The organism is Micromonospora sp. NPDC093243, from assembly GCF_044753725.1.
In the GTDB taxonomy this organism is placed as follows: Bacteria; Actinomycetota; Actinomycetes; order Mycobacteriales; family Micromonosporaceae; genus Micromonospora.
This window is the reverse complement of sequence record NZ_JBIVNT010000004.1, coordinates 519,664-542,766: the sequence shown is the minus strand read 5'-3', so window position 1 is coordinate 542,766 and position 23,103 is coordinate 519,664. Positions and strand designations below refer to the sequence as shown.

Genomic DNA, 23,103 nt, shown 5'->3' with positions numbered 1-23,103 from the left:
GATCAGGGACGGGGAGACCGGGGCCGGGCGGCTCCGGGGCGGAGAGGAGGTGATCGCGGATGGACCAGCGGCGTGACCCACGTGGCGCGCTGGTACGTCCGTACGCGGTCACCCGCGGCCGTACCGAACCACGGCAGGACATCGCCTTGGAGGCGGTTCTGATGGCCACCCCCACCCAGGTCGCCGAGTCCCGCTTCGCCGGGCACGACAAGTACCGCATCGCCACCGTCTGCGAGGGCCGGGCGCAGTCGTTGGCGGAGATTGCCGCGTACACCCGGATGCCGCTCGGCGTCGCCCGGGTGCTGGTCGCCGACCTGGTGACCGAGGGCCTGCTGACGTTACACACTGCTGCTCCCGCCGAAGGGTTCGAGGAGCGGATGGAACTGCTTGGAAGGGTGCTAAGTGGACTTCGCAGGCTATGACCCCGCCGGGGGGCGCCAGAGCCGCGGCATCGTATCCGCGAAGATCGTGATCGCGGGTGGATTCGGCGTCGGCAAGACGACCCTGGTCGGCTCGATCTCCGAGATCACTCCGCTGACCACCGAGGCGGTGATGACCGCTGCCGGCGTCGGGATCGACGATCCGTCCAAGGTGCCCGGCAAGGAGACGACCACCGTCGCGATGGACTTCGGCCGGATCACCATGGCCGACGACCTGATCCTCTATCTCTTCGGCACGCCGGGCCAGACCCGCTTCTGGTTCATGTGGGACGAGATCATCCGGGGTGCGGTGGGCGCCGCGGTGCTGGTGGACACCCGCCGGATCACCGACGCCTTCGCGCCGCTGGACTACTTCGAGAACCGCAACCTGCCGTACGTGGTCGCGCTGAACCGGTTCGACGACGCCCCGCAGTACGAGGTCGAGGAGATCCGCGAGGCGCTGGCCATCTCGCCCCAGGTGCCGTTGGTCATGACCGACGCCCGGCGGCGCGATCCGGTCAAGCAGGTGCTGGTCACCGTCGTCGAGCACGCCATGGCGCGGCTGCAGGCCGAGCACGGCCGGGGCTACCCCGCGCCGGTCGGCTGAGCCGTCAGCCGAACCGGGTCGGCTGTGCCGTCACCCGGGCCCCGGTCGGCTGAGCCGCCGGGGTCGGGGTGCGGCGGTCAGTCGACGCGCAGCCGGTAGCCGCGCTTGACGACGGTCTGCACCACGCGGGGAGCCCGCAGGCCGGCGCGGAGCCGGGCCACCGCCATCTCCACCGCGTGCTCGTCGGCGCCGCGCGGCAGCGTCCGCAGCAACGCGGTCCGGGACAGCACCCGCCCGGGAGACTGGGCCAGCGCCCGCAGCACCGCCATCGGGGCCGGTGCGAGCGGGCGCAGCTCGCCGTCGATCACCGCGGCGTGCCCGCGCAGGGTGAGCAGGTGCCCGGCCGCCTTGCAGGTGATCGTCCGCCGGGGCAGCTCCTCGACGATCGTGCGGACCAGCGAGCCCAACCGGGCCCGGTCCGGCGCGCTGACCGGCACTCCGCGGCGCAGCAGCGGTTCCGCGGTGACCGGCCCGACCGAGGTGGCCAGCACGTGGGTGCGGAAGGCGTCGAGCACCGCGTCGATGCGGTCTCCGGCGGCCCGAAGCAGCGCCTCCACCGCGGGCGCCGAGGTGAAGGTGACCGCGTCCACCAGCCGGCCGGCGATCAGGTCGATCAGCCGGTGCAGCGGCGCCGGGTCGGCCGGCGGGGCCCACCGGTAGACCGGCACCTCGATCACCGTGGCGCCGGCCGCCTCCAGGGCCAGCGTGCACTCCGGCTGCCGCTCACCGTGCAACTGCACCGCGACCACCTGCCCGGCCACCCCGCGCCGGCGTAGGTGGTCGACCACCTCGTGGCAGCTCTCCGAGTCGGGGGACCACTGGTCGAGCAGGCCGGCGGCCCGGATCGCCCCGCGCGCCTTCGGCCCACGGGCCACCACGTACGCCTCGGCCAGCACCGAGCGCAGCGGGTCGGCCAGGCCCCACCCCTCGGCCGCCTCCAGCCAGCCGCGTATGCCGATGCCGGTGTTCGCCATGAGGATGTCCGGCGGGCGGTCCAGGCAGGCACGGGTCGCCTCGCGCAGTTGGGTGTCGTCGGCCAGCGGCACGATCCGCAACGCCGGGGCGAGCACCACCCGGGCGCCCCGGCTCTGGAGCAGCCCGGCCAGCTCGTCGCGCCGACGGTCGGCGGTCACGCCGATGGTGAAGCCGGCAAGTTCCTCCCGCATCACCCCTCCTGTCGCTGCCGCGCCTGGGTCTGCCGGTCCCGGCGGCGCGACTCGTGCCGGGGCGCGGCGAGCCCGGGCAGGTCGAGGCGGCGGGCGGAGCACCGGGCATACGCCTGCGGCCCGGGGAGCGCGGTGGCGCAGCCGGCGCTCGCGAGCGGCAGCGGGCCGGGCTGGCGGGCACGGAACGGGCGGTGCGGCCCGGCCGTCCGGGGCGAGCACCCCGGTCGAGTTGTCGACCGTGCACCGTCTGTCATGTCGGCAAAGCGTGCCGCCGGGCGGTTTCCGGCCCGGGTCTGCGCTGTTTCCGTCCTGTCAAGAGGACCTCACACCGCTCGATGTCGCCGGGCCGCTCAGTCTGGTTTAGAATGTGGGAGGATTTTCCTACATTCTGGGAGGATGCCATGACCGTCGCGGACGCCTTCGACGCCGTCGCCGGCAGCTACGACGAGGCGCGGCGCCGGCTGGTGCCCTGCTTCGACGCCTTCTACGGCACCGCGGTCGAGGTGGCCGCGCCCCCGCTGCGGGCCGCGCTGGCGGCCGGGCGCACCCCCGAGGTGCTGGATCTGGGTGCCGGCACCGGGCTGCTGTCGCTGTTGCTCGCCGCGGCCGTGCCGGGAGTGCGGCTGACCCTGGTCGACGCCGCGCCGGCGATGCTGGCGGTCGCCGCCGACCAGTTGCGCGCGCGAGGTGTGGCGCACCGCACGGTCCCCGCCGACCTGGCCGACCCGTTGCCGGCGGGCCGGTACGACGCGGTGGTCAGCGCGCTGGCCATCCATCACCTCGACGACGCCGGCAAGCGGGCGCTCTACCGGCGGCTGCCGGCCGCTCTGCTGCCGGGTGGCGTCTTCGTCAACGCCGAGCAGGTGGCCGGCCCGACCCCCGCCCTGGACCGGCGCTACCACGAGGTCTGGCTGGAGCGGATCACCGCGCTTGGTTCGGACGACGAGGAGATCGCGGCCGCCGGTGCCCGGATGGCGTATGACCGGCCGGCGCCGGTCGCCGCCCAGTGCGGGTGGCTGACCGAGGCGGGCCTGGTCGACGTGGACTGCTTCTTCAAGGAGTGGCGGTTCGCCGTGTTCGGTGGCCGGGTGGCGTGAGTCTGTCCGGTGGCCGGGTGGCGTGAGTCTGTTCGGTGGCCGGGTGGCGTGAGCGGGACGGCGGTTGGCGAGGAATACGCCCGGATGGGCGTTCTGGCGAGCCTCGAGCGGGGGCGGATGACGCGCGGGATGACCGCTGGTCATACCGGGGGTAGCCTTCCGGGCATGACAGCCAAGGTGACACTTTCGTTCTCCGACGACACGATCGAGGAGGCCCGGCGGTTCGCCAAGCGCGAGGGGCTGTCGCTCTCGGCGTGGATGGACCAGGCGGCCCGGGAGAAGGCGCTGCGCGAGGTCTTCACCGCGCACGCCGCCGCCGTCGGCCGCGCCGGCCTGGATCTCGAGTCCGCCGCGCTCGCCGACGCCCGCGAGGTGGGCATGGTCGACGACCTGCTCTTCGGCGGGCGCCCGAGTGCTGCGTAGAGGTGAGGTCTGGCGGATCGAGGGGGCCCGGGAGCGGCTCGGTCTGGTGATCAGCTCGGACGTCTACAACTCCACCGACGTGCCCATCGTGATCGTCGCCGAGGTGGTCGAGCAGGCGCTGCTGCGCGACTCGCCGCTCGCCGTGCCGATGGGCGGGTACGTGGTGATGCCCGACCGGGTCTCCTCGCCGATGAAGAAGTGGTTCACCGAGTGCGTGGACGTGGCCGACACCGAGACCATGGTCCGGGTCGGCCGGGCGCTGCGTATACTGCAACAGCTCTGAGCCAGCTCCACGGCGCCGGCCGGTCACCGGTGCGGTCCGCGTGCGCCGCGCGGGCCGGGACCCCGTTTTGACCAGCCGACCGGGCGCCGGGTATCGTTGCCTGCTGTTGTACGACATCCAGAGGCGTGCCACATCAGGTACGCTTGGTCGTTCGTGCGCGCCTGGTGACCTCGGCGCGCGACCCCAGACCGACGACGAGACAAGGTAGACCTGTGCGTACGTACAGCCCGAAGCCGGGTGAGATCGAGCGTCAGTGGCACGTCATCGACGCCTCTGATGTCGTGCTGGGCCGCCTGGCCACCCACGCCGCCACGTTGCTGCGTGGTAAGCACAAGCCGACTTTCGCGCCGCACGTCGACACGGGCGACTTCGTCGTCATCGTGAACGCGGGCAAGGTTGCGCTGACCGGCAACAAGCGCCAGACCAAGATTGCTTACCGGCACTCCGGTTACCCGGGTGGTCTGAAGCAGGTCGGCTACGAGGAGCTGCTCACCAAGCGTCCCGAGCGGGCCATCGAGCTGGCCGTGAAGGGGATGCTCCCGCACAACAAGCTCGGCCGTCAGCTCATCAAGAAGCTGAAGGTCTACGCCGGTGCCGAGCACCCGCACGGCGCTCAGCAGCCGGTGCCGTTCGAGATCAAGCAGATCGCGCAGTGAGCGCGGGCGAAGGAAGCAGCATGACCGACATCACCGCCACCGAGGTTGCCCCCGAGGCCACCGAGGCGCCGGCGCCCGTCGCCCGCGCGCCTCGTGGTGACCGGCCGATCCAGACCGTGGGTCGCCGCAAGGAAGCCATCGTCCGGGTCCGCATCGTGCCGGGCAGCGGCAAGATCACCTGCAACGGCCGGGACCTCGAGGCCTACTTCCCGAGCAAGGTGCACCAGCAGCTGATCAAGGACCCGCTGGTCACCGCCGAGAAGCCGGAGTCGTTCGACGTCATCGCCAACCTGCGCGGTGGTGGCATCACCGGTCAGGCCGGCGCGCTCCGCCTGGCCATCGCCCGGGCCCTGATCGTCAACGAGCCCGACGACCGCCCGGCCCTGAAGAAGGCCGGCTTCCTGACCCGGGACGCCCGGGTCAAGGAGAGCAAGAAGTACGGCCTCAAGAAGGCCCGCAAGGCTCCCCAGTACTCGAAGCGCTGATCTTCACCAGCGCCTTGTACGTCTGACGGACGGCCGGTCCGCCTCCCCTCGTCGGGAGGTGGGCCGGCCGTTCCGCTTTCTCCTCTCATCGGCAGGTTCATCGGAGGTTGGCGGGTATGGGTCGGTTGTTCGGCACGGACGGCGTCCGCGGGCGGGCGAACGTGGATCTCACGCCCGAGTTGGCGCTCGCGGTGGCGGTCGCCGCCGCGCACACGCTCGCCGAGACGGACCGGAGTCATCCGCCGCTCGCGGTGGTCGGCCGGGACACCCGGGCCAGCGGCGAGATGCTGGAGGCCGCGGTCGTGGCCGGGCTGACCAGCGCCGGCGCCACGGTGATCCGGGTCGGCGTGCTGCCCACGCCGGCGGTGGCCTACCTCACCGCGGAGGCCAAGGCCGACCTCGGTGTGATGCTCTCCGCGTCGCACAACCCGATGCCGGACAACGGGATCAAGCTCTTCGCCGCCGGCGGGCACAAGCTCCCCGACGAACTCGAGATGAAGATCGAGGCAGCGGTCGAGGCGAACGCCACCACCGCCTGGGACCGGCCGGTCGGCGCGGGCGTCGGCCGGGTGCACGACCTGCTCGACGGCGCCGACCACTACGTCCAGCACCTGGTCGGCACCGTGCCGCACCGGCTCGACGGGATCAAGGTCGTGGTGGACTGCGCGAACGGCGCGGCGGCCGAGGTCGCCCCGGTGGCGTACCGGGAGGCCGGCGCCGAGGTGATCGCCATCCACGCCGAGCCGGACGGGCTCAACATCAACGACGAGTGCGGCTCTAACCACATCGACGCGCTGCGCGCCGCGGTCGTCGAGCACGGCGCGCACCTGGGCATCGCGCACGACGGCGACGCCGACCGGTGCGTGGCGGTGACCGCCGACGGTGACGAGGTCGACGGTGACCAGGTCATGGCGGTCCTCGCGCTGGCCATGCGGGAGGCCGGCACGCTCACCGACGACACCCTGGTCGCCACGGTGATGAGCAACCTCGGGCTGCGGCTGGCGATGTCCGCCGAGGGCATCCGGCTGATCGAGACGAAGGTCGGCGACCGGTACGTGCTGGAGGAGCTGCGCGCCTCCGGGCTGGCGCTCGGCGGCGAGCAGAGTGGGCACATCGTGATGCCGGCGTACGCCACCACCGGCGACGGCGTGCTGACCGGGCTGCACCTGATGTCGCGGATGGCGGCGACCGGCCGGTCCCTGGCCGAGCTGGCCGCCGTGGTGACCAAGCTCCCGCAGGTGCTGATCAACGTTCCGGTCGGCGACCGTACCGTCGGTGCCGCCGCGCCGGCCGTCCGGGCCGAGGTCGAGCGGGCCGAGGCCGAGCTGGGCGGGACCGGTCGGGTGCTGCTGCGTCCGTCGGGCACCGAGCCGCTGGTCCGGGTGATGGTCGAGGCCGCCACCGAGGCGACCGCCCGGTCGGTCGCCGAGCGGATCGCCGACCAGGTCCGCGCCGCCAGCCCCGCGAACGCCTGACCGCCCGCGCCGCGGCCGGCGCCTCCCCGAGACCGCCGGTCAGAGGCGGAGGCGGGCGGCCCGGTCGTAGGTGTCGGCGGGATCCTCGCCCTCGGTGAGGTCGAGGTCCTCGACCACGCTGCCGTCGCCGAGCCGGACCAACCGGTCGCAGCGGGCCGCGATCGACCGCTCGTGGGTGGCCAGCAGGATCGTCATGCCGTGCCGCTCCCGCAGGTCGAGCAGCAGGTCGAGGATCTGGGCGCTGGTGGTCGAGTCGAGGTTGCCCGTGGGCTCGTCGGCCAGCAGCAGCCCGGGCGCGCCCATCAGCGCCCGGGCGATGGCGACCCGCTGCTGCTCGCCACCGGAGAGCTGCGACGGCATCGCCCGCTCCCGTCCGGCCAGGCCGACGGCGTCGAGCAGCTCACGGGCCCGGGTCGCGTGGTCGGCCCGGCCGCGCTGCGGCAGCACCGGAGCGATCACGTTGTCCAGCACGGTCAACGCCGGCAGCAGGTGGTAGCGCTGGAAGACGAACCCGACCCGCTGCCGGTAGCGGGCCAGCGCGGCGCGGCGCAGCGTCGTGATCTGTACGTCGTCGACCGTGACGGTGCCGCTGTCGGCCTGTTCGATGGCGCCGATCAGGTGCAGCAGGGTGGACTTGCCGGAGCCACTGGGACCGGTCAGCGCCACCACCGAGCCGGCCGTGATCTCCAGCGAGACGTCGTCGACCGCGGTCAGCCGCTCGGCGCCGGCGCGGAACCGCCGGGTCAGCCCGAGGGTCCGGACCGTGCTGCCCGTCGTTGCCTCCATCGTCACTCCTCTGCGAGTAGCCGTGCGGTCGGGAGCCGGCGCAGCAACGCGGCCGGCACGAGCGCCGCGAGACAGGTGACCAGCACCCCGACGAGCGCCACCGCGGCGGCGACCAGGACCAGGGCCGCCGGCAGGCCACCGACCAGCCAGGCGGCCCCGGCGAGCCCGAGTCCCGCTCCGGTCAACGCCCCGAGCGCGCCGATGAGGAGCCCCTCGTAGCCGACCAGGCGGCCCAGCGCGGCGTCCGTCCAGCCGACGGCGCGCAGGGTGGACAACTCCGCGGCGCGGTCCCGGACGTTCAGGTACAGCACGTCGGCGACGGCGCCCGCGCCGAGCAGGACGGTGACGACCGCGGCGAGGGTGTCCGCGCCCCGTACGTTCAGCGAGACGGTGTCGCCGAGCAGGCTGCCGACGATCGCGCCACGGAAGGCGTAGGCGGCGGCGCTGACCAGGGTCAGCGCGGTCAGCCCGATGGCCAGCGCGCCCGCCCCGAGCAGGGTGCGCCCGGGGGTGCGGACCAGGTTGACCAGGGCCATCCCGAACAGGCTGCGGGGCCGACGTACCCAGCGGGCCGGGGCCACCAGCGGCCGCAGGGCGGCGGCCGGATGGGCGCGTGCGGCCCGCAGCGCCGGAGCGAGGCTCGCCACCAGCGCCAGCAGCAGAGCCACCGGTACGGCGAGTGCCGCCTGACGCCAACCGATCCCGATGTCCAGCGCGGCGGCCAGCGGGAACGCCAGCCCGAGGGCCAGCAGGCCGGCGGCCAGCCCCAGCGCGGCCACCTCGCCGAGGACCAGCGCGGCGATCCGGCGGGCTGGCCAGCCCAGGCAGGCGAGCACCGCCAACTCCGGGCGCCGGTCCCGGACCGCGGCGGAGACCGCGTTGCCGAGGAACAGCCCGCAGACCACCAGCACCAGCCCGAAGAGCACGAGGCTCTTGCGGTCGACGGCCTTGGTGATGACCGAGGCCACCCCGAGGGCGGACCACGGCTCGGTCAGCCGCAGGTCGGGCCGGCCGAACGAGCCCGCGGGCAGCTCCACGGTCTGCGGGGCGGGAGACGAGCCGAAGGTGAGATCGACGTCCAGCCCGGTGGTGTCGGCGATCCGCTCGGCGATGAGCCGGACCCGCTCGGCGGACCGTTCGGTGTAGCCGGCGACGTCGGCGACCCGGACCCGGATCGCGCTGGTCGGCGCTGTCCGGGTGGGGGTGGCGTCGCCCGCCAGCAGCTTCGGCACCGCGGCCAGGCTGGTGAGCAGCAGCGGTGGCGAGGAGAGGTAGCCGGCCGGGTTGCCGCTCGGCTCCAGCGGCCGGTCGCCCAGCGCCTGGCGGCTGCGCTCGTCCGCGCCGCCGGTGCGTGGCGGCTCGTACGTCTCCAGCGGCACCCGGGACAGGTCGTTGAACCCGCGCAGCTTCTCCGGGTCGAAGATGCCGACGGTCCGCCAGAGCCGGAACTGGAGGTTCGCGCCCGTTGGCGGTTGAGGGAGCGCGGTCACCGGGCGGAAGCCGTTGTCGTCGGCCAGCCACGGACGGGGGCGGAAGTTGAGATTGTTCTGGCCGCCGTAGAGCGCGTGATCGAACGGCGGGCGCGCGACGGCTCGGAGGGTGCCGTCGGGAAGTCGCTCGTACTCCGGGGCACCGGCCTGAATGACCGTCTGCAAGTCGCCCGAGCAGCAGCCGGTCTCGGAGATCCCCTCGGCGAGCAGGTCGCGATATCCGTCGGTCAGTGCGTACTCCTCGGTCCCGGCCCCGACTCCGGTGGCGCGGGTCAGCGCCCGCTCCAGTTCGTCGATCGGCAGCCCTGCGGGCCGTGCCTGCGGCAGCCGGGTGAGGGCGGACCGCACGGTGACGTCGAGGTAGGGACGGCTGGTGCTCAAGACCGGGATCGACCGTTCGACCGCGCCGGGTCCGATGGAGGTCTCGGTGGTCGTGTCGTCCGGCCGGAGCGACCGCCCCTCGGTCACCGCGCCGCCCAGTCCGACGAGGCGTTGCTCCGCGTCCGGGTCGACGGCGGCCAGCAGGAACGGCACCGTCACCCGGTAGGTGACCACCAGTTCGTCGGTGACGACGCGTTGGGCGCGGTCGGGCAGCCAGCTGTTCGCCTCGAAGCGCCCGTCGGGCAGCAGTCGGACGGTGTCGACGCTCCAGCTTTCCCGTTCGGAGGCCAGCCCACTGTTCGCCGGCTGCGAGATCAGGTGCGGGTCGCAGATCGGCTCGCTCCCTCCACCGGGAAGAACCTCCCGTGGGACCTGCCCGCACTGCGGGTCGTACCGGTACGTCCGGCCGTCGGAGTACGGGAACAGGGGGTCGTTCGGGTCTGTGCCCGCCTCGGGGTAGAGCAGCGGGCGCTTGGTCACGTACACGTAGCGCGGGCTGCTGGGGGCGGTGGAGAGTCCGCGCTCGGCGGTGAAGGTGGGGTCGAGCCGGATGACCTGCTGATCCAGGGAGCGGTCGACCGCGTCGGTCAGGTCGAACCGGACCGACACGGACGAGGTCGAGTAGCCCAGCATCGCGATCGGAGCGGCCACGTCGATGCCGGGGATCTGCTTCACCTGCTCGTACTGGGCCGGGGTGATGCCGCCGAAGAGCCCGGAGAGATAGTTGGGCTGGACCAGCCCGCGTTCGGTCTCGAGCGGCGTGCGCGTCCCCTTGGGGCGAACCAGGATGTCGTAGGCGGCCCGGGTGTTGCGCTCCAGCGCGCCGGTGACGTCGAGGCGGGAGGTGGTGGTTGCACCGGTCAGGACGACGAAGCCGGTGGTCGCCACCAGCACTCCCGCCAGCAGCGCCACCGACCGCCCAGCACGGCCGCGCAGCTGCCCCCAGATGAACCCCAGCATGTCGCGCCTCCCCGTGTGCTACCTCACACTCTGCGCGTTACATTGTCACAATGCAAGACCTGGTCCGGTCGACCAGCGGTAAAGGAGAAGACAGTGGCGATCCAGCACGCGGTCCTGGCACTGCTCGCACGCGGCCCGAGTTACGGCTACGAGCTGAAAGGCGCCTTCGAGGCCGCCACCGGTCCACAGTGGGGGTCGCTCAACATCGGCCACCTCTACCAGATCCTCGACCGGCTCTCCCGGGACTGTCTGGTGGTCGCCGAGCGGCAGGCCCAGCAGGTCAAACCCGACCGGGTGGTCTACCAGATCACCCCCGCCGGCCGGGCCGAGCTCGATCGTTGGCTCAATGAGCCGAGCCCGCGCAGCGGCGGCTTCCGGGATGACTTCTTCCTCAAGGTCACCGCTGCCGCCCGATCGGGTTCCGCGCAGACCGTCCGCACGGTGCTGAGCAACCAGCGCGGGCACCTGCTGCGCGAGTTGCGCAACCTCGACGGGCTGCGTCGCAAGGCCGGCGACCCGGTGGTCGGGCTGCTGCTCGCCGCGGCGAGCCGACACGTCGAGGCCGACCTCGCCTTCGTCGATGACGCCGAGGCGGTGCTGCTGGCCGACGGCGGGGCACTGCTCGCCACGCTGGCGGCCGCACCGTCGGAGATCACGGCGTCCGCCGCCGACGCCTCGCCGCCCCCGGCGGCGGACAGCACCGGCCCGGCCCAGGCGGCCGGCTGACCCGCGATCCGGGGCGTACGGCCGGCTGACCCGTGGGTCCTGGGTGCGCGCCCGGCCAGCGCGGCCTGGTCAGTTCGCCGAGAGCCCGCGCAGCCGGGTGACCGCCTCGGCGAGCACCTCGGGGCGTTTGCAGAAGGCGAACCGGACCAGCCGCCGGCCCGCCTCGGTGTCGTCATAGAAGACCTGGGTCGGCACCGCCACCACGCCGCACCGCTCCGGCAGCGAGCGGCAGAACTCCACCCCGTCGCGCCCGCCGAGGGCGCTGACGTCGGCGGTGACGAAGTACGTCCCCTCCGGCGTGAGCACGTCGAAGCCGGCGTCGGCGAGGCCACCGACCAACTGATCGCGGCGGGTCTGGAGGTCAGCTCGGAACCCGGTGAAGTAGTCGTCCGGCAGGGCCAGCGCCACCGCGACCGCGGGCTGCAACGGCGCGGCGTTGACGAAGGTGAGGAACTGCTTCACCCGCAGCGCGGCGGCGACCAGCGCGGCGGGCCCGCTCGCCCAGCCGACCTTCCAGCCGGTGCAGGAGAACGTCTTGCCGGCCGAGGAGATCCGCAGGGTGCGCTCCCGCATGCCGGGCAGGGTGGCCAGCGGCACGTGCGGGCTGGCGGCGTCGGTGAAGACCAGGTGCTCGTACACCTCGTCGGTCACCGCGTACACGTCGTGCTCCTGGCACAGCTCGGCGATCAGCGCCAGCTCGGCCGGGGTGAAGACCTTCCCGGTCGGGTTGTGCGGGGAGTTCAGCAGCACCAGCCGGGTCCGCGGCCCGAACGCCGCGCGCAGCGCGGCCGGGTCGAAGGCGTACCGGCCGTCGTCGGCGGGGCGCAGCGTGACCGGCCGGCGGACCGCGCCGGCCAGGGCGATCGAAGCGGCGTACGAGTCGTAGTACGGCTCGAAGCAGAGCACCTCGTCGCCCGGCTCGCAGAGGGCGAGGATCGCGGCGGCGACCGCCTCGGTGGCTCCCGCGGTCACCACGATCTCGCCGTCCGGGTCGTAATCGAGCCCCCAGAAGCGGCGCTGGTGCGCTGCCACCGCCGCGCGCAGCGCCGGGATGCCCGGTCCGGGCGGGTACTGGTTCTGCCCCGAGCGCAGCGCGTCGGCCGCCGCGGCGAGCATCTCCGGCGGGCCGTCGGTGTCCGGGAAGCCCTGCCCCAGGTTGACCGCGCCGGTGCGAACGGCCAGCGCGGACATCTCGGCGAAGATGGTCGTGCCGAACGGCCGCATCCGGGCCACCAGCGGGTCGACATCGGTGCTCGTCGTCACGTCCGCCAGCCTACGGCCCCGCGCCCCCGGCTTCATCGGCCCGCTCAGCGGAAGCAGCTGGCCCGCCAGCCGGTGGCAGTGGTCTCCTCCGTCAGCGGCTCGCCGCCGTCCACCGTGACCGAGCAGGCGATCGGCCGCTCACCGGAGTCCTTGGTCCTGCTGGCCTGCACCATCACCCGGTCCTGCCGGTCGGTGCGGATGCTCGCCCGCCACGGAAGCCGCGCGGCGTCCAGCCAGACGCGCTCCCCGTTCGCGTCGTAGTAGAGGATGTCGGCCCGCCCCTGCCCGGTCACCTCGTAGACCACGCGGCTTCGACCAGGACCGGTGGAGGGAGTCGTCGCGGGCCGGGTCGAGGGCGTCGGCTCCGGCGCGGCGGTGCTGGCACCCGGGGCGTCGTCGTTCTCGTGCCGGGGGTCGTCGGCGGGTGGTGCGGCCTGGGGCTGGTCGCCCGGCCGGAGCAGTGCGTATCCGCCGAGCCCGACGCCGCCACAGAGCAGCAGCGCCACCACGAGGATGAGGCCGGTCGACAGCCGCCGGGTCCGCCGCTCACCGGCCCGAGGGCGGGCCGGGGCGGTGGGCGGATCGACGACGGGTGGCTCGGCGTCGGCGGCCACCGAGTAGGTCGGCGCGGCCGGAACCCACGGATCGGCGGCTGCCGCACGCGGATCCAGCGCAGCCCACGGCCGTTGTGCTGACGGATCCGGCGAGGACGGCTCGGCGGGGGGCAGCTCCTCGGACATGCTTGCTTCACTCCTGCGGGATGGATACCTGACCGGTGGCTGTCTGACGGGGGATGGGCGGCGGGGCCTCGGCCCGCCGGGTGGTTGCGCGGCGTTCGGCGCGGTGGAGCCGCCGCTCAGCCGAAGCAGCTCGCTCCCCATTTGGGCGCCGACACCTCGTCGACGGTCTTCCCGTCGACGGTGATCCGGCAGGTCACCGGTCCCTCGTCGGCGGAGTTGTGGGCGAGCACCATGACCCGGTCGGCGTCGTTCACCCGAAGGGTCAGCCGCCAGGGCAGCGCCACACGCGCATCCTGGACGAAGTCGCCGTTGGCGTCGTAGTACTCCAGGTCGACCGGGCCGTCGCCGGTCACCTCGTAGCGCACCTGGACCGGGCCCGGTCGGCCGGACGGGGCCAGCGCGGGCTCGCTCGCCCACGGCGCATCGTCGTCCTCCTCGTCCCCGTCCTCCGCGTCGTAGTACGGGTCGGAGTAGGGCTCGTCGGCGAACGGCCCGGACGGGCCCGGCACCTCCGCGTAACGCCGCAGGGCCACGACGCCGAGCGCGCCACAGATGACCAGGATCAGGACGACCGCCGCCCCGATGACCGCGCCCACGGCCCCCGAGCGGCTGCCGGAGCGGGCCGGGGGAGCGGTCGGCTGCGCGTAGGGCCACGGCTGCGCGTACGGCCACGGATTCCCGTACGGCGGTTGACGGCCGGGTGCGATGGCGCCCGGCGCGGCCCAGCCGGCCGGCGGGACGGCCCCCGCGGGCGGCGTCGGGACGGCTGGCGGCGGGCCGTAGCCGGGGTTACCCGACACCACGCCGGGGTCGGGGGGCGCCCACGGGCCCGGGGCCGGCCCGGTCGGGTCGCCGGAGGGTGACACCTCGGACATCTGCGTTGCTCCGGGGATGAAACGCGGCCGCGGTGGCGGCGGAGGGGATGCCGGCCGGCGAGGTTGTCGCCGGCCCGCCGGTTGCGGCCCTCAATGTACGGGTAGGCGGGGAGCGATGAGCGCCCGCGTTGTCGCACCTCGGGCCGGAGATCCGGGCCGTTCGGCGGCCCGGCTCGGGCGTTCGCTCAAAATCAGTGTTCGATTACCGGACTTTCGCGCACGCGCGATGAGCGAAACTGGGTTAGGCTGCGGACCATGTGTGGAATCGTGGGTTACGCCGGCGCGCGGCCGGCGCTCGGCATCGTGCTGGACGGGCTGCGGCGGCTGGAGTACCGCGGCTACGACTCGGCGGGCGTCGCGATCGTCTGTGACGACGTGCTGCTGACCGAGAAGAAGGCCGGCAAGCTGGCCAACCTGGAGAAGGTGCTCTCCGAACGGGCCGCCGACGACCCCACGTCCTGCGCGGCCAGCCCGATCGGCATCGGTGACGGCACCACCGGCATCGGGCACACCCGGTGGGCCACCCACGGCGGTCCCACCGACCGCAACGCTCACCCGCACGTCGCCCCCGACGGCCGGGTCGCGGTGATCCACAACGGCATCATCGAGAACTTCGCGCGGCTCCGCACCGAGCTGGAGGCCGACGGCGTCCAGTTCACCAGCGACACCGACACCGAGTGCGCCGCGCACCTGCTCTCCGCCGCGCTCGCCGACCTGCGCGCGGCCGGCCACCCGGACGGCCCGCAGCTGCTCGCCGCCGGCATGCGGGTGGTCTGCCAGCGCCTGGAGGGCGCCTTCACGCTGCTCGCCGTCGACGCCTCGGTGCCCGGCGCGGTGGTCGGCGCCCGCCGCAACTCGCCGCTGGTGGTGGGCCGGGGCGACGGGGAGAACTACCTCGCCTCCGACGTGGCCGCGTTCATCGAGCACACCCGGGAAGCGGTCGAGCTGGGCCAGGACCAGATCGTGCTGATCACCGGCGACACCATCGAGATCACCGACTTCGACGGCCAGCCCGCCAGCGGCAAGGACTTCCACATCGACTGGGACTCGTCCGCCGCCGAGAAGGGCGGCTACGACTGGTTCATGCTCAAGGAGATCGAGGAGCAGCCGCAGGCCGTCGCCGACACGCTGCTCGGCCGACTCACCGACTCCGGCGAGATCATGCTCGACGAGGTCCGCCTCAGCGACCAGGATCTGCGCGACGTGGACAAGATCTTCATCGTCGCCTGCGGCACCGCGTACCACTCCGGCCTGGTCGCCAAGTACGCGATCGAGCACTGGACCCGGATTCCCTGCGAGGTGGAGCTGGCCAGCGAGTTCCGCTACCGCGATCCGGTGCTCGACCGGTCCACGCTGATCGTGGTGATCTCGCAGTCCGGCGAGACGATGGACACCCTGATGGCGCTGCGGCACGCCAAGGAGCAGAAGGCCCGGGTGCTGGCCATCTGCAACACCAACGGCTCCACCATCCCGCGCGAGTCCGACGCGGTGCTCTACACGCACGGCGGTCCGGAGATCGCGGTCGCCTCCACCAAGGCGTTCCTCACCCAGCTGGTCGCCTGCTACCTGATCGGCCTGCACCTGGCCCAGGTACGCGGGATCAAGTTCGCCGACGAGGTCGCCGCCGTGGTCGCCCAGCTTCAGGACGTGCCGGGCAAGCTCCGCGACCTGCTGGAGCGGATCGAGCCGGTACGCGAGCTGGCCCGCGAGCTGAAGTCCGAGCCGACCGTGCTCTTCATCGGCCGGCACGTCGGCTACCCGGTGGCGCTCGAGGGCGCGCTCAAGCTCAAGGAGCTGGCGTACATGCACGCCGAGGGCTTCGCCGCCGGTGAGCTGAAGCACGGGCCGATCGCGCTGATCGACAAGGGCACTCCGGTGGTCTGCGTGGTGCCCTCCCCGGCCGGCCGGGGCATGCTGCACGACAAGGTCGTCTCCAACATCCAGGAGGTGCGGGCGCGCGGCGCCCGGACCATCGTGATCGCGGAGGAGGGCGACGAGGCGGTGGTCCGCTACGCCGACCACCTGATCTACGTGCCGCGTACGCCGACGCTGCTCGCCCCGCTGGTCACCACCGTGCCGTTGCAGATCCTGGCAGCCGAGATCGCCGCCGCCCGTGGTCACGACGTCGACCAGCCGCGCAACCTCGCCAAGTCGGTGACCGTCGAGTAGCCGACGGCGTACGACCGGGCCCCGGCCGCCGTGTCCCGGCGGTCGGGGCTCTGTCATGTCGCCGCCGCGCGGGCGGCGGTGGGCCGCAGCGCGCATGGGTCACCGGCCGAGCACGATGCGGGCCATGCCGTCCAGCGCCGGATTGCCGGGTTCCCAGTAACCCGTGTGCCCGTGTCGGCCGCTGGGGAAGACCTGGCCACCGAAGCTCTCGGCGGCCGGGTCCCGGCCGAACCAGAGTTCGTGCTCACCGCGCCCCGGCAGGCCGAGCGCGGCGGCCAGCGGCGACACGTCGAGCAGGGGCGGCCGGAGCAGCTCGCCCGGCGGCCGGGCCAGCCGGATCGCGTCGTCCGGTGCGCTGCTCGCCCAGACCTGCTCGGGTGGCAGGCGCAGCTCGGCGGCGTGGGCGACGCCGACCCCCGGCGAGCCGACGAAGACCAGCGCGTCGGCCGCCAGCCCGTGATCCCGGGCGGCAGTGCCCACCACCAGCGACCCGTAGCTGTGCCCGAGCACCGTCTGCCGGGCCGGCGGGCCGTCATGGGTGGCCCGTAGCCCCTCCTGGAAGAGGTGCAGCGCCGGACCGGCGTCCCGAGCCTGGCCGGCGGAGACCGCCTCGTGCAGGAAGTCCGGTGCGTCGTAGTCGAGCCAGAGCACGGCGGCGCTCTGCTCGCCGGGGTCGAGCGCGGCGCACCGCTCCAGCACCCGCGCGGCCCGGCCCAGCTCGCCGGGTGCGTCGTCGAGGCCGGCGGTCATGCCCGGCACGTAGGTCAGCACCCGGTCGGCCTGGTCGGGGTCGCCCAGCGCCACCACCACCCGGCCCTCGCCGGCCGGATCCAGCCCGAGCAGGTAGGCGCGCGGCCCCGCGGACCCGGTCAGCCGGTCGGCGAGCGCGTCCAGGCCGGCCAGCCGCCCGTCGAGCGCGTGTAGTCGGATGGTCTCGACCGGCCCGGGTGGTACCCGGGCGAGCAGGCGGCCCCGCTCGGCGAGCAACTCCGCGCGGTGGGTGCCGAGCAGCAGCCGGTTGGCCTGGTCCCGGGCTGCCACCGGCACGCCGTCCAGCCGGCCGACCAGGGCCGGCTCGTGCGCCACCAGCCAACGCCGCTCGGCCGGCGTCAACCCCGACCACCACGCCCGGACCTGCGCCGGAGTCGCGTCGGGGGCCGGCCGGCCGGACGGCGGGGTGGCCGGCCACCCCGCCCCGACGGCGGTGGTCAACTCGCCCAGCCGTGCGGTCACCGCCCGGTCGGCGGCCCCGGCCAGCTCCAACGCCCCGCGCAGCCCCGCGGTGACCCGGGCGCCGGCCGGGCCGTCCCGCTCACTAGGTCGGACCCGGGCCGGATCCGCGCCGACCCGCCCGTCCCGGTCGACCAGCAACCCGGACGCGTCGGCCAGTGCCACCGCCGCGGCAAGCCGACCCTTCGCGGCGGCGAGCCGGGCCGCGTAGTCGGCGAGCACCTGGTCGGCCTCGATCAGCGCGGGAGCGATCGAGGTCAGCTCGCCGCGCAGCGCGGTGAGCCGCCCGCCGGCCGCCGTGGCCGCCGGGCCCGACCAGCCGGCACGCAGCGCCGTCGCCCGCTCGCCCAACTCGCCGGCCCGCCGGTCGACGAGGCCGGTCAGCCCCGCCCAGGCCGCGCCCGCGGCCCGCCACGCGCCGGGATCGGCCGCCCAGAGCTGGTCGTAGCCGACCGCCGGCCCGGCCATGCCGACCCCGGCCGTCCCGGGCCGGGCGTTCCCGACCCCGGCCGTGCCGACCCCGGCCGTGCCGACCCCGGCCGTGCCGACCCCGGCCGTGCCGACCCCGGCCGTGCCGACCCCGGCCGTGCCGACCCCGGCCGTCCCGGGCCTGGCGGTTCCGGGCTCGGGCGTTCCGAGTCGGGCCGGATCGCCGGCCCGCAGCTGGGCGGTCACCGGGGCAGGGTGCCGAGGCGACGGGCCGCGCGGTCGTCGACGGCCTGATAAGCCGTCACCGCCGCCCGCACCGCTCCGCCGGTCGCGGCCACCCGGCCGCCCAGCCCGCCCAGCCAGCCGTGCACCGCCGACTCCAGCCCGGCCAGCGCCGGGCCCGCCCGCCACTGCGGTGCGGGTACCACCAGGCCCGGCGCCCCGGCCAGCCCGCGCGCCAGCCGGTAGGCGTCGTCGTCCAGCCCCCGGGCCACGTCGCGCAGCGCCTCCGGCTGGACGGTGAACGGCTCCTCGGTCATCCCCGCACCCCCGTTTGGATCGACATCGACACCGGTGACGTTAGAAGTTCGTCGGGCCGCCCCGGGCACCCTGTGGACAGCGGGCGGTTGGCGCACACGTCGGTCGTCCACAGGCGTTGCCCGGGGCCAAGCCGGCCGCTAATGTGCCGGCTCGCGCGCCGGTAGGGTGAGCTGGTGATCGTCGCTGTCGGCATCGACGTCGTCCTGGTCGACCGGTTCGCTCGGGCGCTCGCCCGGACGCCGCTGCTCGCCGACCGGCTCTTCACCGAGGCCGAGCGCTACACCCGCTCCGGCAATCCACGTTCGCCCGAGTCGCTCGCCGCCCGCTTCGCCGCCAAGGAGGCGGTGGCCAAGGCGCTCGGCGCGCCGGCAGGGCTGAGCTGGCACGACTGCGAGATCGTGCCGGATCCGGACGGGCGGCCCTGGCTGACCGTCTCCGGCACGGTGGCCGCGGTGGCGATCGAGCGCGGGGTGAGCCGCTGGCACCTCTCGCTGTCCCACGACGGCGGGATCGCCTCGGCGATGGTGGTCGCGGAACACTGAGATCGGTCGGGCTGCCGACCGGCACGCCCGCGAGTGGAGACGAGGGCCGACGGCATGAGACCGGTGTGGCGGGTGGCGGACGTACGCGCGGCGGAGGCCGGCCTGATGGCCACCCTCCCGCCCGGGACGCTGATGCAGCGCGCGGCCGGTGGGCTGGCGCGCCGCTGCGCGCTGCTGCTCGCCGACCGGGGCGGGGTGTACGGCTCCCGGGTGCTGCTGCTGGTCGGCTCCGGCGACAACGGCGGCGACGCCCTCTTCGCCGGCGCGCAACTGGCCCGGCGGGGCGCGGCCGTGTCGGCCCTGCTGGTCACCCCCGGGCGGGCGCACGCCGAAGGGCTGGCCGCGCTGCGGGCCGCCGGCGGACGGGTGGTCGACCGGCCACCGGCCGTGGTGGATCTGGTGATGGACGGGATCGTCGGGATCGGCGGCACCGGTGGCCTGCGGGAGACCGCGGAGCAGTTGGCGGCCAGCCTGGTACGGCACCGCGGTCGGGACGGCGAACGGGCCACGGTGGTGGCGGTGGACGTGCCGAGCGGGGTCGCGGTGGACACCGGCCACGTGCCGGTGACCGCCGCCGGCCGGCCGAGCGCGGTCCGGGCCGACGTGACGGTGACCTTCGGGGCCTTGAAGCCGGCGCTGGTGGTGGGCCCCGCCGCGCCGCTGGCCGGCCAGGTCGAGCTGGTCGACATCGGGCTGGAGCCCTGGCTGCGGGGCAGCCCGGCGCTGCGGGTCACGGAGTGGTCCGACGTCGTCGACTGGTGGCCGACCCTGGGCCCATCCTCGGAGAAGTACAGCCGGGGGGTGGTCGGGGTTGCCACCGGCTCGGCGACCTATCCGGGCGCGGCGGTGCTGTCCGTCGGAGGTGCGCTGGCCGGGCCGACCGGGATGGTCCGCTACGCCGGCGGCGCCCGGGCCGAGGTGGTGCACCAGCACCCGTCGGTGATCGCCACCGGCCGGGTCGCCGACGCCGGCCGGGTGCAGGCGTGGGTCTGCGGCTCGGGGCTGGGTACCGGCGACGACGCGGCGAGCGAGCTGCGCGCGGTGCTCGCCGCGCCGGTGCCGGTGGTGCTCGACGCCGACGCGCTCACCCTGCTGGTCGACGGCTCGCTCGCCGAGCAGCTGCGCCGTCGGGACGCGCCGATCGTGGTCACGCCGCACGACCGGGAGTTCACCCGGCTCAGCGGGGAGGAGCCGGGCGCGGACCGGGTCTCCGCCGCGCTGCGGCTCGCCGCCTGGATGAACGCGGTGGTGCTGCTCAAGGGCGACCGCACGGTGATCGGCACCCCGAACGGCCAGGCGTACGTCAACCCGACCGGCACCTCGGCGCTGGCCACGGGGGGCACCGGGGACGTGCTGGCCGGGCTGCTCGGCTCGCTGCTCGCCGGCGGGGTGCCGGCGGCGAAGGCGGCCGCCGCGGCGGCGTACCTGCACGGGCTGGCCGGCCGGGAGGCGGCCCGGGGCGGCCCGGTGACCGCACCCGACGTGGCGACCGCGTTGCGTCCGGTCGTCGCCCGGCTGGGCTGACCGTCCCGCCGACGGTCCCGCCGACCGGTTCCGCGCGGTCGCCGTGCGTCGACCGGCGGCGTGATCACGGCGGAAAGTAGGCTGGGGCCATGTGGCAGGCCGAGGTGCGCGTTGATCTGGACGCGATCCGTGAGAACGTGAGCCGACTCCGGTCCGGCACCACCGCCGAACTGATGGCGGTGGTGAAGGCGGACGGGTACGGCCACGGCATCATCCCGTCCGCCCGCGCCGCGCTCGACGGCGGCGCGGACTGGCTCGGCGTCTGCACCCTCGACGAGGCGCTCACGCTACGCCGGGCCGGGATCACCGTCCCGGTGCTGGCCTGGCTGCTCGCCCCCGGGCTGCCGCTGCACGAGGGGGTCAGCGCCGGGGTCGACCTGGCCGCCGCCAGCCTGCCTCAGCTCGACGAGATGCTCGACGCGAGCCGCCGGGCCGAGCGCCCCGCCCGGCTGCACCTCAAGATTGACACTGGCCTCTCCCGCGGCGGCGCCACCGTCGCGGACTGGCCGGCCCTGCTCGACGCGGCCGCGAAGGCGCAGGCCGACGGCCTCATCGAGGTCGTCGGGGTGTGGAGCCACTTCGTCTACGCCGACATGCCCGGCCATCCGACCACCGACCGGCAGCTGGCTGTCTTCCACGAGGGGCTGGCCATGGTCGAGCAGGCCGGGCTGCGCCCGCGCTACCGGCACCTGGCCAACTCGGCGGCCACCCTGACCCGGCCGGACACCCACTTCGACCTGGTCCGGCCCGGGCTGGCCGTCTACGGACTCTCGCCGATCGCCGGGGAGACCTTCGGGCTGCGCCCCGCGATGACCGCCCGGGCCCGGGTGATGCTCACCAAGCGGGTACCGGCCGGCACCGGCGTCTCGTACGGGCACACTTACACCACCGACCGGGAGTCGAACCTGGCGGTGGTGCCACTCGGCTACGCCGACGGGGTGCCCCGGCACGCCTCCAACAGCGGACCGGTGCAGCTCGGCGGCGCCCGGCGGGTCATCTCCGGCCGGGTCTGCATGGACCAGTTCGTGCTGGACTGCGGCGACGACCCGGTGGCCGCCGGCGACGTGGCGACGCTCTTCGGCAGCGGCGCGGACGGTGAGCCGACGGCCGACGACTGGGCCGACGCGGTGGGCACCATCAACTACGAGATCGTCACCCGGTTCGGTGGCACGCGGGTGCCGCGGGTCTACGACGGCGGGCGCCCGTGAGCGCGAGGAGTGAGCCGGGTTTGCGAGCCCCGCAGTCGCGAGCCAAGGTAGCCCCGTGAGTCGGTACCGCATTCCTCGGCCGCGAACGGCCACCGGCCGGGTCGCCGGGGTGGTCGGCGCCGCGGTGGGCGTGGCCGCCGCCGGGCTCGCCGCCGGCGTCGCCACCGAGCGGGCCCTGGTCCGCCGGCTCAAGGCCGACCCGTCCGATCCCTGCGCGCTCGAACCCTTCGACCAGCTGCGGTACGACGAGGCGTTCCGGCTGGAGCTGCCGGACGGCACCGACATCCACGTCGAGGTGGTCGAGCCGACCCGCCCGGTGCCCGGCAACCCGACGGTCGTGCTGGTGCACGGCTTCTGCCTGGACATGGGGACGTTCCACTTCCAGCGCCGGATGCTCACCGAGCGGGGCGAGCACCGGGTGGTCGCCTACGACCAGCCCGGGCACGGCCGCTCCGGTCGGCTGGAGACCGGGGAGTACGACCTCGCCGCGCTCGGCCACACCCTGCGCCGGGTGATCGACCGGACCGCCCCCGAGGGGCCGCTGGTGCTGGTCGGCCACTCGATGGGCGGGATGACCATCATGGCCTTCGCCGAGTTGTTCCCGGAGATGTTCGGCGACCGCGTGGTCGGCACCGTGCTGATGGCCACCTCGGGCGGGCTGCTCGCCGAGACGAAGCTGGTGGCCCCGGCGCTGCTGGGCCGGGTCGGCGGGCCGGTGCTGTTCATGATGAGCAACGCCACCCGGTACGGCGGCACGGTCATCGACAAGGCCCGCAAGTCGACGTCGAACGTGGCCTGGCTGCTGACCCGGAAGTACGGCTTCGGCACCCGAAAGCCCAGCCCGGCGCTGGTGTCGTACGTGGAGACGATGAACTCGCGCACGTCCGCGGACACGGTCACCCGTTACCTGCGGACGCTCGCTACGCACTCCCGGTATCCCGCGCTGGCCGCGCTCGCCGACACACCGGTGCTCGTGGTGGTCGGCGACAAGGACATGATCACCCCGGTGACCCATTCCGAGGAGATCGTCCGGCGGCTGCCGCACGCCGAGTTCATCAAGATCTCCGATAGTGGGCACGTGGTCATGCTGGAACACGCGGTCGAGGTCAACGCCGCGTTGGCGAGTTTCCTGGAGGGGCTGTGAGTCAGGTCGTGAAGCTGCCGACCCTGGCCGACACGCACGAGTTCGGCCATCGCCTCGCCGGTGTGCTGCGCGCCGGCGACCTGGTCCTGCTGACCGGGCCGCTGGGCGCCGGCAAGACCGCGCTGACCCAGGGCATCGGCAAGGGGCTCGGGGTGCTCGGCGACATCACGTCGCCGACCTTCGTGATCGCCCGGGTGCACCGGCCGGACCGGGCCCGGGGCGGGCGGGTGGCGCTGGTGCACGCCGACGCGTACCGGCTGGGCGAGGCCGCCGACCCGCGGGCCGAGATCGACGACCTGGACCTGGACGCCTCGGTGGACGAGTCGGTGACCGTGGTCGAGTGGGGCGAGGGCATGGTCGAGCAGTTGGTCGACGCGCATCTGCGGGTCCGCATCGACCGCCGCGACGACGACACCCGGATCGTCGAGCTGGACCCGGTCGGCGGCGACTGGGCCCAGCGCCTGGCCGCCCTGCGCTGACCGGAG

General features: G+C 74.2%; 24 protein-coding genes. 15 read left to right on the top strand and 9 right to left on the bottom strand.

Translation table 11 applies throughout. From position 1 onward, the window contains the following. Positions 1-59: 59 nt before the first annotated feature. Positions 60-422 (top strand): DUF742 domain-containing protein, encoded by a 363-nt coding sequence (locus tag ACIP9D_RS16255; RefSeq protein WP_350871274.1) that lies wholly within the window; start codon positions 60-62, stop codon positions 420-422. Then, positions 403-1,026, top strand: coding sequence for an ATP/GTP-binding protein (locus tag ACIP9D_RS16250; protein ID WP_350871277.1), 624 nt, complete (start codon positions 403-405; stop codon positions 1,024-1,026). Before ACIP9D_RS16255 ends, ACIP9D_RS16250 begins: the two co-directional genes overlap by 20 nt. A gap of 77 nt (positions 1,027-1,103) precedes the next feature. On the opposite strand, the gene ACIP9D_RS16245 is transcribed toward ACIP9D_RS16250, so the two are convergent. Next, positions 1,104-2,192: a uroporphyrinogen-III synthase gene (locus tag ACIP9D_RS16245; protein ID WP_350871280.1), complete on the bottom strand. Its 1,089-nt coding sequence runs from the start codon at positions 2,190-2,192 to the stop codon at positions 1,104-1,106. Further along, a complete protein-coding gene (locus ACIP9D_RS16240; protein ID WP_350871282.1) occupies positions 2,192-2,446 on the bottom strand; it encodes a hypothetical protein in 255 nt (84 codons plus the stop codon). Before ACIP9D_RS16240 ends, ACIP9D_RS16245 begins: the two co-directional genes overlap by 1 nt. A gap of 147 nt (positions 2,447-2,593) precedes the next feature. On the opposite strand from ACIP9D_RS16240, the gene ACIP9D_RS16235 reads away from it, so the two are divergent. From ACIP9D_RS16235 to glmM, 6 genes are all read left to right on the top strand, one after another. Beyond that, on the top strand, positions 2,594-3,289 hold the full coding sequence (locus tag ACIP9D_RS16235; RefSeq protein WP_350871283.1) for a methyltransferase domain-containing protein: 696 nt from the start codon (positions 2,594-2,596) through the stop codon (positions 3,287-3,289). Positions 3,290-3,454: 165 nt separating this feature from the next. Then, on the top strand, positions 3,455-3,712 hold the full coding sequence (locus tag ACIP9D_RS16230) for a DUF6364 family protein (protein WP_350871286.1): 258 nt from the start codon (positions 3,455-3,457) through the stop codon (positions 3,710-3,712). Then, entirely contained in the window at positions 3,702-3,995 is a 294-nt protein-coding gene (locus ACIP9D_RS16225) for a type II toxin-antitoxin system PemK/MazF family toxin (protein WP_350871288.1), read from the top strand. Before ACIP9D_RS16230 ends, ACIP9D_RS16225 begins: the two co-directional genes overlap by 11 nt. Before the next feature lie 212 nt (positions 3,996-4,207). After that, on the top strand, positions 4,208-4,651 hold the full coding sequence (rplM, locus tag ACIP9D_RS16220; protein ID WP_350871291.1) for a 50S ribosomal protein L13: 444 nt from the start codon (positions 4,208-4,210) through the stop codon (positions 4,649-4,651). Positions 4,652-4,671: 20 nt separating this feature from the next. Continuing rightward, positions 4,672-5,136, top strand: coding sequence for a 30S ribosomal protein S9 (gene rpsI / locus ACIP9D_RS16215; protein WP_350871293.1), 465 nt, complete (start codon positions 4,672-4,674; stop codon positions 5,134-5,136). A gap of 116 nt (positions 5,137-5,252) precedes the next feature. Further along, on the top strand, positions 5,253-6,611 hold the full coding sequence (glmM, locus tag ACIP9D_RS16210; RefSeq protein ID WP_350871295.1) for a phosphoglucosamine mutase: 1,359 nt from the start codon (positions 5,253-5,255) through the stop codon (positions 6,609-6,611). A gap of 39 nt (positions 6,612-6,650) precedes the next feature. Here glmM and ACIP9D_RS16205 read toward each other — a convergent pair whose 3' ends face one another. Beyond that, entirely contained in the window at positions 6,651-7,397 is a 747-nt protein-coding gene (locus ACIP9D_RS16205) for an ABC transporter ATP-binding protein (RefSeq protein WP_350871298.1), read from the bottom strand. Positions 7,398-7,399: 2 nt separating this feature from the next. Beyond that, positions 7,400-10,228: an FtsX-like permease family protein gene (locus ACIP9D_RS16200; RefSeq protein ID WP_350871299.1), complete on the bottom strand. Its 2,829-nt coding sequence runs from the start codon at positions 10,226-10,228 to the stop codon at positions 7,400-7,402. Between the two features lie 93 nt (positions 10,229-10,321). On the opposite strand from ACIP9D_RS16200, the gene ACIP9D_RS16195 reads away from it, so the two are divergent. Next, on the top strand, positions 10,322-10,954 hold the full coding sequence (locus tag ACIP9D_RS16195; protein WP_350871300.1) for a PadR family transcriptional regulator: 633 nt from the start codon (positions 10,322-10,324) through the stop codon (positions 10,952-10,954). A 69-nt stretch (positions 10,955-11,023) separates the two neighbouring features. Here the strand turns inward: ACIP9D_RS16195 and ACIP9D_RS16190 are convergent, their stop codons facing one another. The 3 genes from ACIP9D_RS16190 to ACIP9D_RS16180 form a co-directional block, all read right to left on the bottom strand. After that, a complete protein-coding gene (locus ACIP9D_RS16190) occupies positions 11,024-12,253 on the bottom strand; it encodes a pyridoxal phosphate-dependent aminotransferase (RefSeq protein ID WP_350871302.1) in 1,230 nt (409 codons plus the stop codon). 8 nt (positions 12,254-12,261) lie between these two features. After that, entirely contained in the window at positions 12,262-12,957 is a 696-nt protein-coding gene (locus tag ACIP9D_RS16185) for an MmpS family transport accessory protein (protein ID WP_350871304.1), read from the bottom strand. Between the two features lie 116 nt (positions 12,958-13,073). Further along, entirely contained in the window at positions 13,074-13,832 is a 759-nt protein-coding gene (locus ACIP9D_RS16180) for an MmpS family transport accessory protein (protein ID WP_350871306.1), read from the bottom strand. A 255-nt stretch (positions 13,833-14,087) separates the two neighbouring features. On the opposite strand from ACIP9D_RS16180, the gene glmS reads away from it, so the two are divergent. Then, a complete protein-coding gene (gene glmS / locus ACIP9D_RS16175) occupies positions 14,088-16,001 on the top strand; it encodes a glutamine--fructose-6-phosphate transaminase (isomerizing) (RefSeq protein ID WP_350871308.1) in 1,914 nt (637 codons plus the stop codon). Between the two features lie 99 nt (positions 16,002-16,100). On the opposite strand, the gene ACIP9D_RS16170 is transcribed toward glmS, so the two are convergent. Then, the gene (locus tag ACIP9D_RS16170) at positions 16,101-17,906 is read right to left on the bottom strand and encodes an alpha/beta hydrolase (protein ID WP_350871311.1); all 1,806 of its coding nucleotides are present in this window, start codon (positions 17,904-17,906) and stop codon (positions 16,101-16,103) included. Further along, positions 17,903-18,199, bottom strand: a complete 297-nt coding sequence (locus ACIP9D_RS16165) for a hypothetical protein (RefSeq protein ID WP_350871313.1) — start codon at positions 18,197-18,199, stop codon at positions 17,903-17,905. Before ACIP9D_RS16165 ends, ACIP9D_RS16170 begins: the two co-directional genes overlap by 4 nt. A 174-nt stretch (positions 18,200-18,373) precedes the next feature. Between ACIP9D_RS16165 and ACIP9D_RS16160 the strand changes: the two genes are divergently transcribed. The 5 genes from ACIP9D_RS16160 (at position 18,374) to tsaE (ending at position 23,097) form a co-directional block, all read left to right on the top strand. Next, positions 18,374-18,742 carry a holo-ACP synthase gene (locus ACIP9D_RS16160; RefSeq protein ID WP_350871314.1) on the top strand — a complete coding sequence of 123 codons (369 nt, stop codon included), beginning with the start codon at positions 18,374-18,376 and terminating at the stop codon, positions 18,740-18,742. Between the two features lie 54 nt (positions 18,743-18,796). Further along, positions 18,797-20,266: an NAD(P)H-hydrate dehydratase gene (locus ACIP9D_RS16155; RefSeq protein WP_350871315.1), complete on the top strand. Its 1,470-nt coding sequence runs from the start codon at positions 18,797-18,799 to the stop codon at positions 20,264-20,266. An 89-nt stretch (positions 20,267-20,355) separates the two neighbouring features. Then, complete coding sequence (alr, locus tag ACIP9D_RS16150) at positions 20,356-21,474, top strand: alanine racemase (RefSeq protein ID WP_350871316.1); 1,119 nt, start codon at positions 20,356-20,358, stop codon at positions 21,472-21,474. 55 nt (positions 21,475-21,529) lie between these two features. After that, positions 21,530-22,618, top strand: a complete 1,089-nt coding sequence (locus tag ACIP9D_RS16145; RefSeq protein ID WP_350871318.1) for an alpha/beta hydrolase — start codon at positions 21,530-21,532, stop codon at positions 22,616-22,618. Then, positions 22,615-23,097: a tRNA (adenosine(37)-N6)-threonylcarbamoyltransferase complex ATPase subunit type 1 TsaE gene (tsaE, locus tag ACIP9D_RS16140; protein ID WP_350871320.1), complete on the top strand. Its 483-nt coding sequence runs from the start codon at positions 22,615-22,617 to the stop codon at positions 23,095-23,097. Before ACIP9D_RS16145 ends, tsaE begins: the two co-directional genes overlap by 4 nt. The last annotated feature ends 6 nt before the right edge of the window (positions 23,098-23,103 follow it).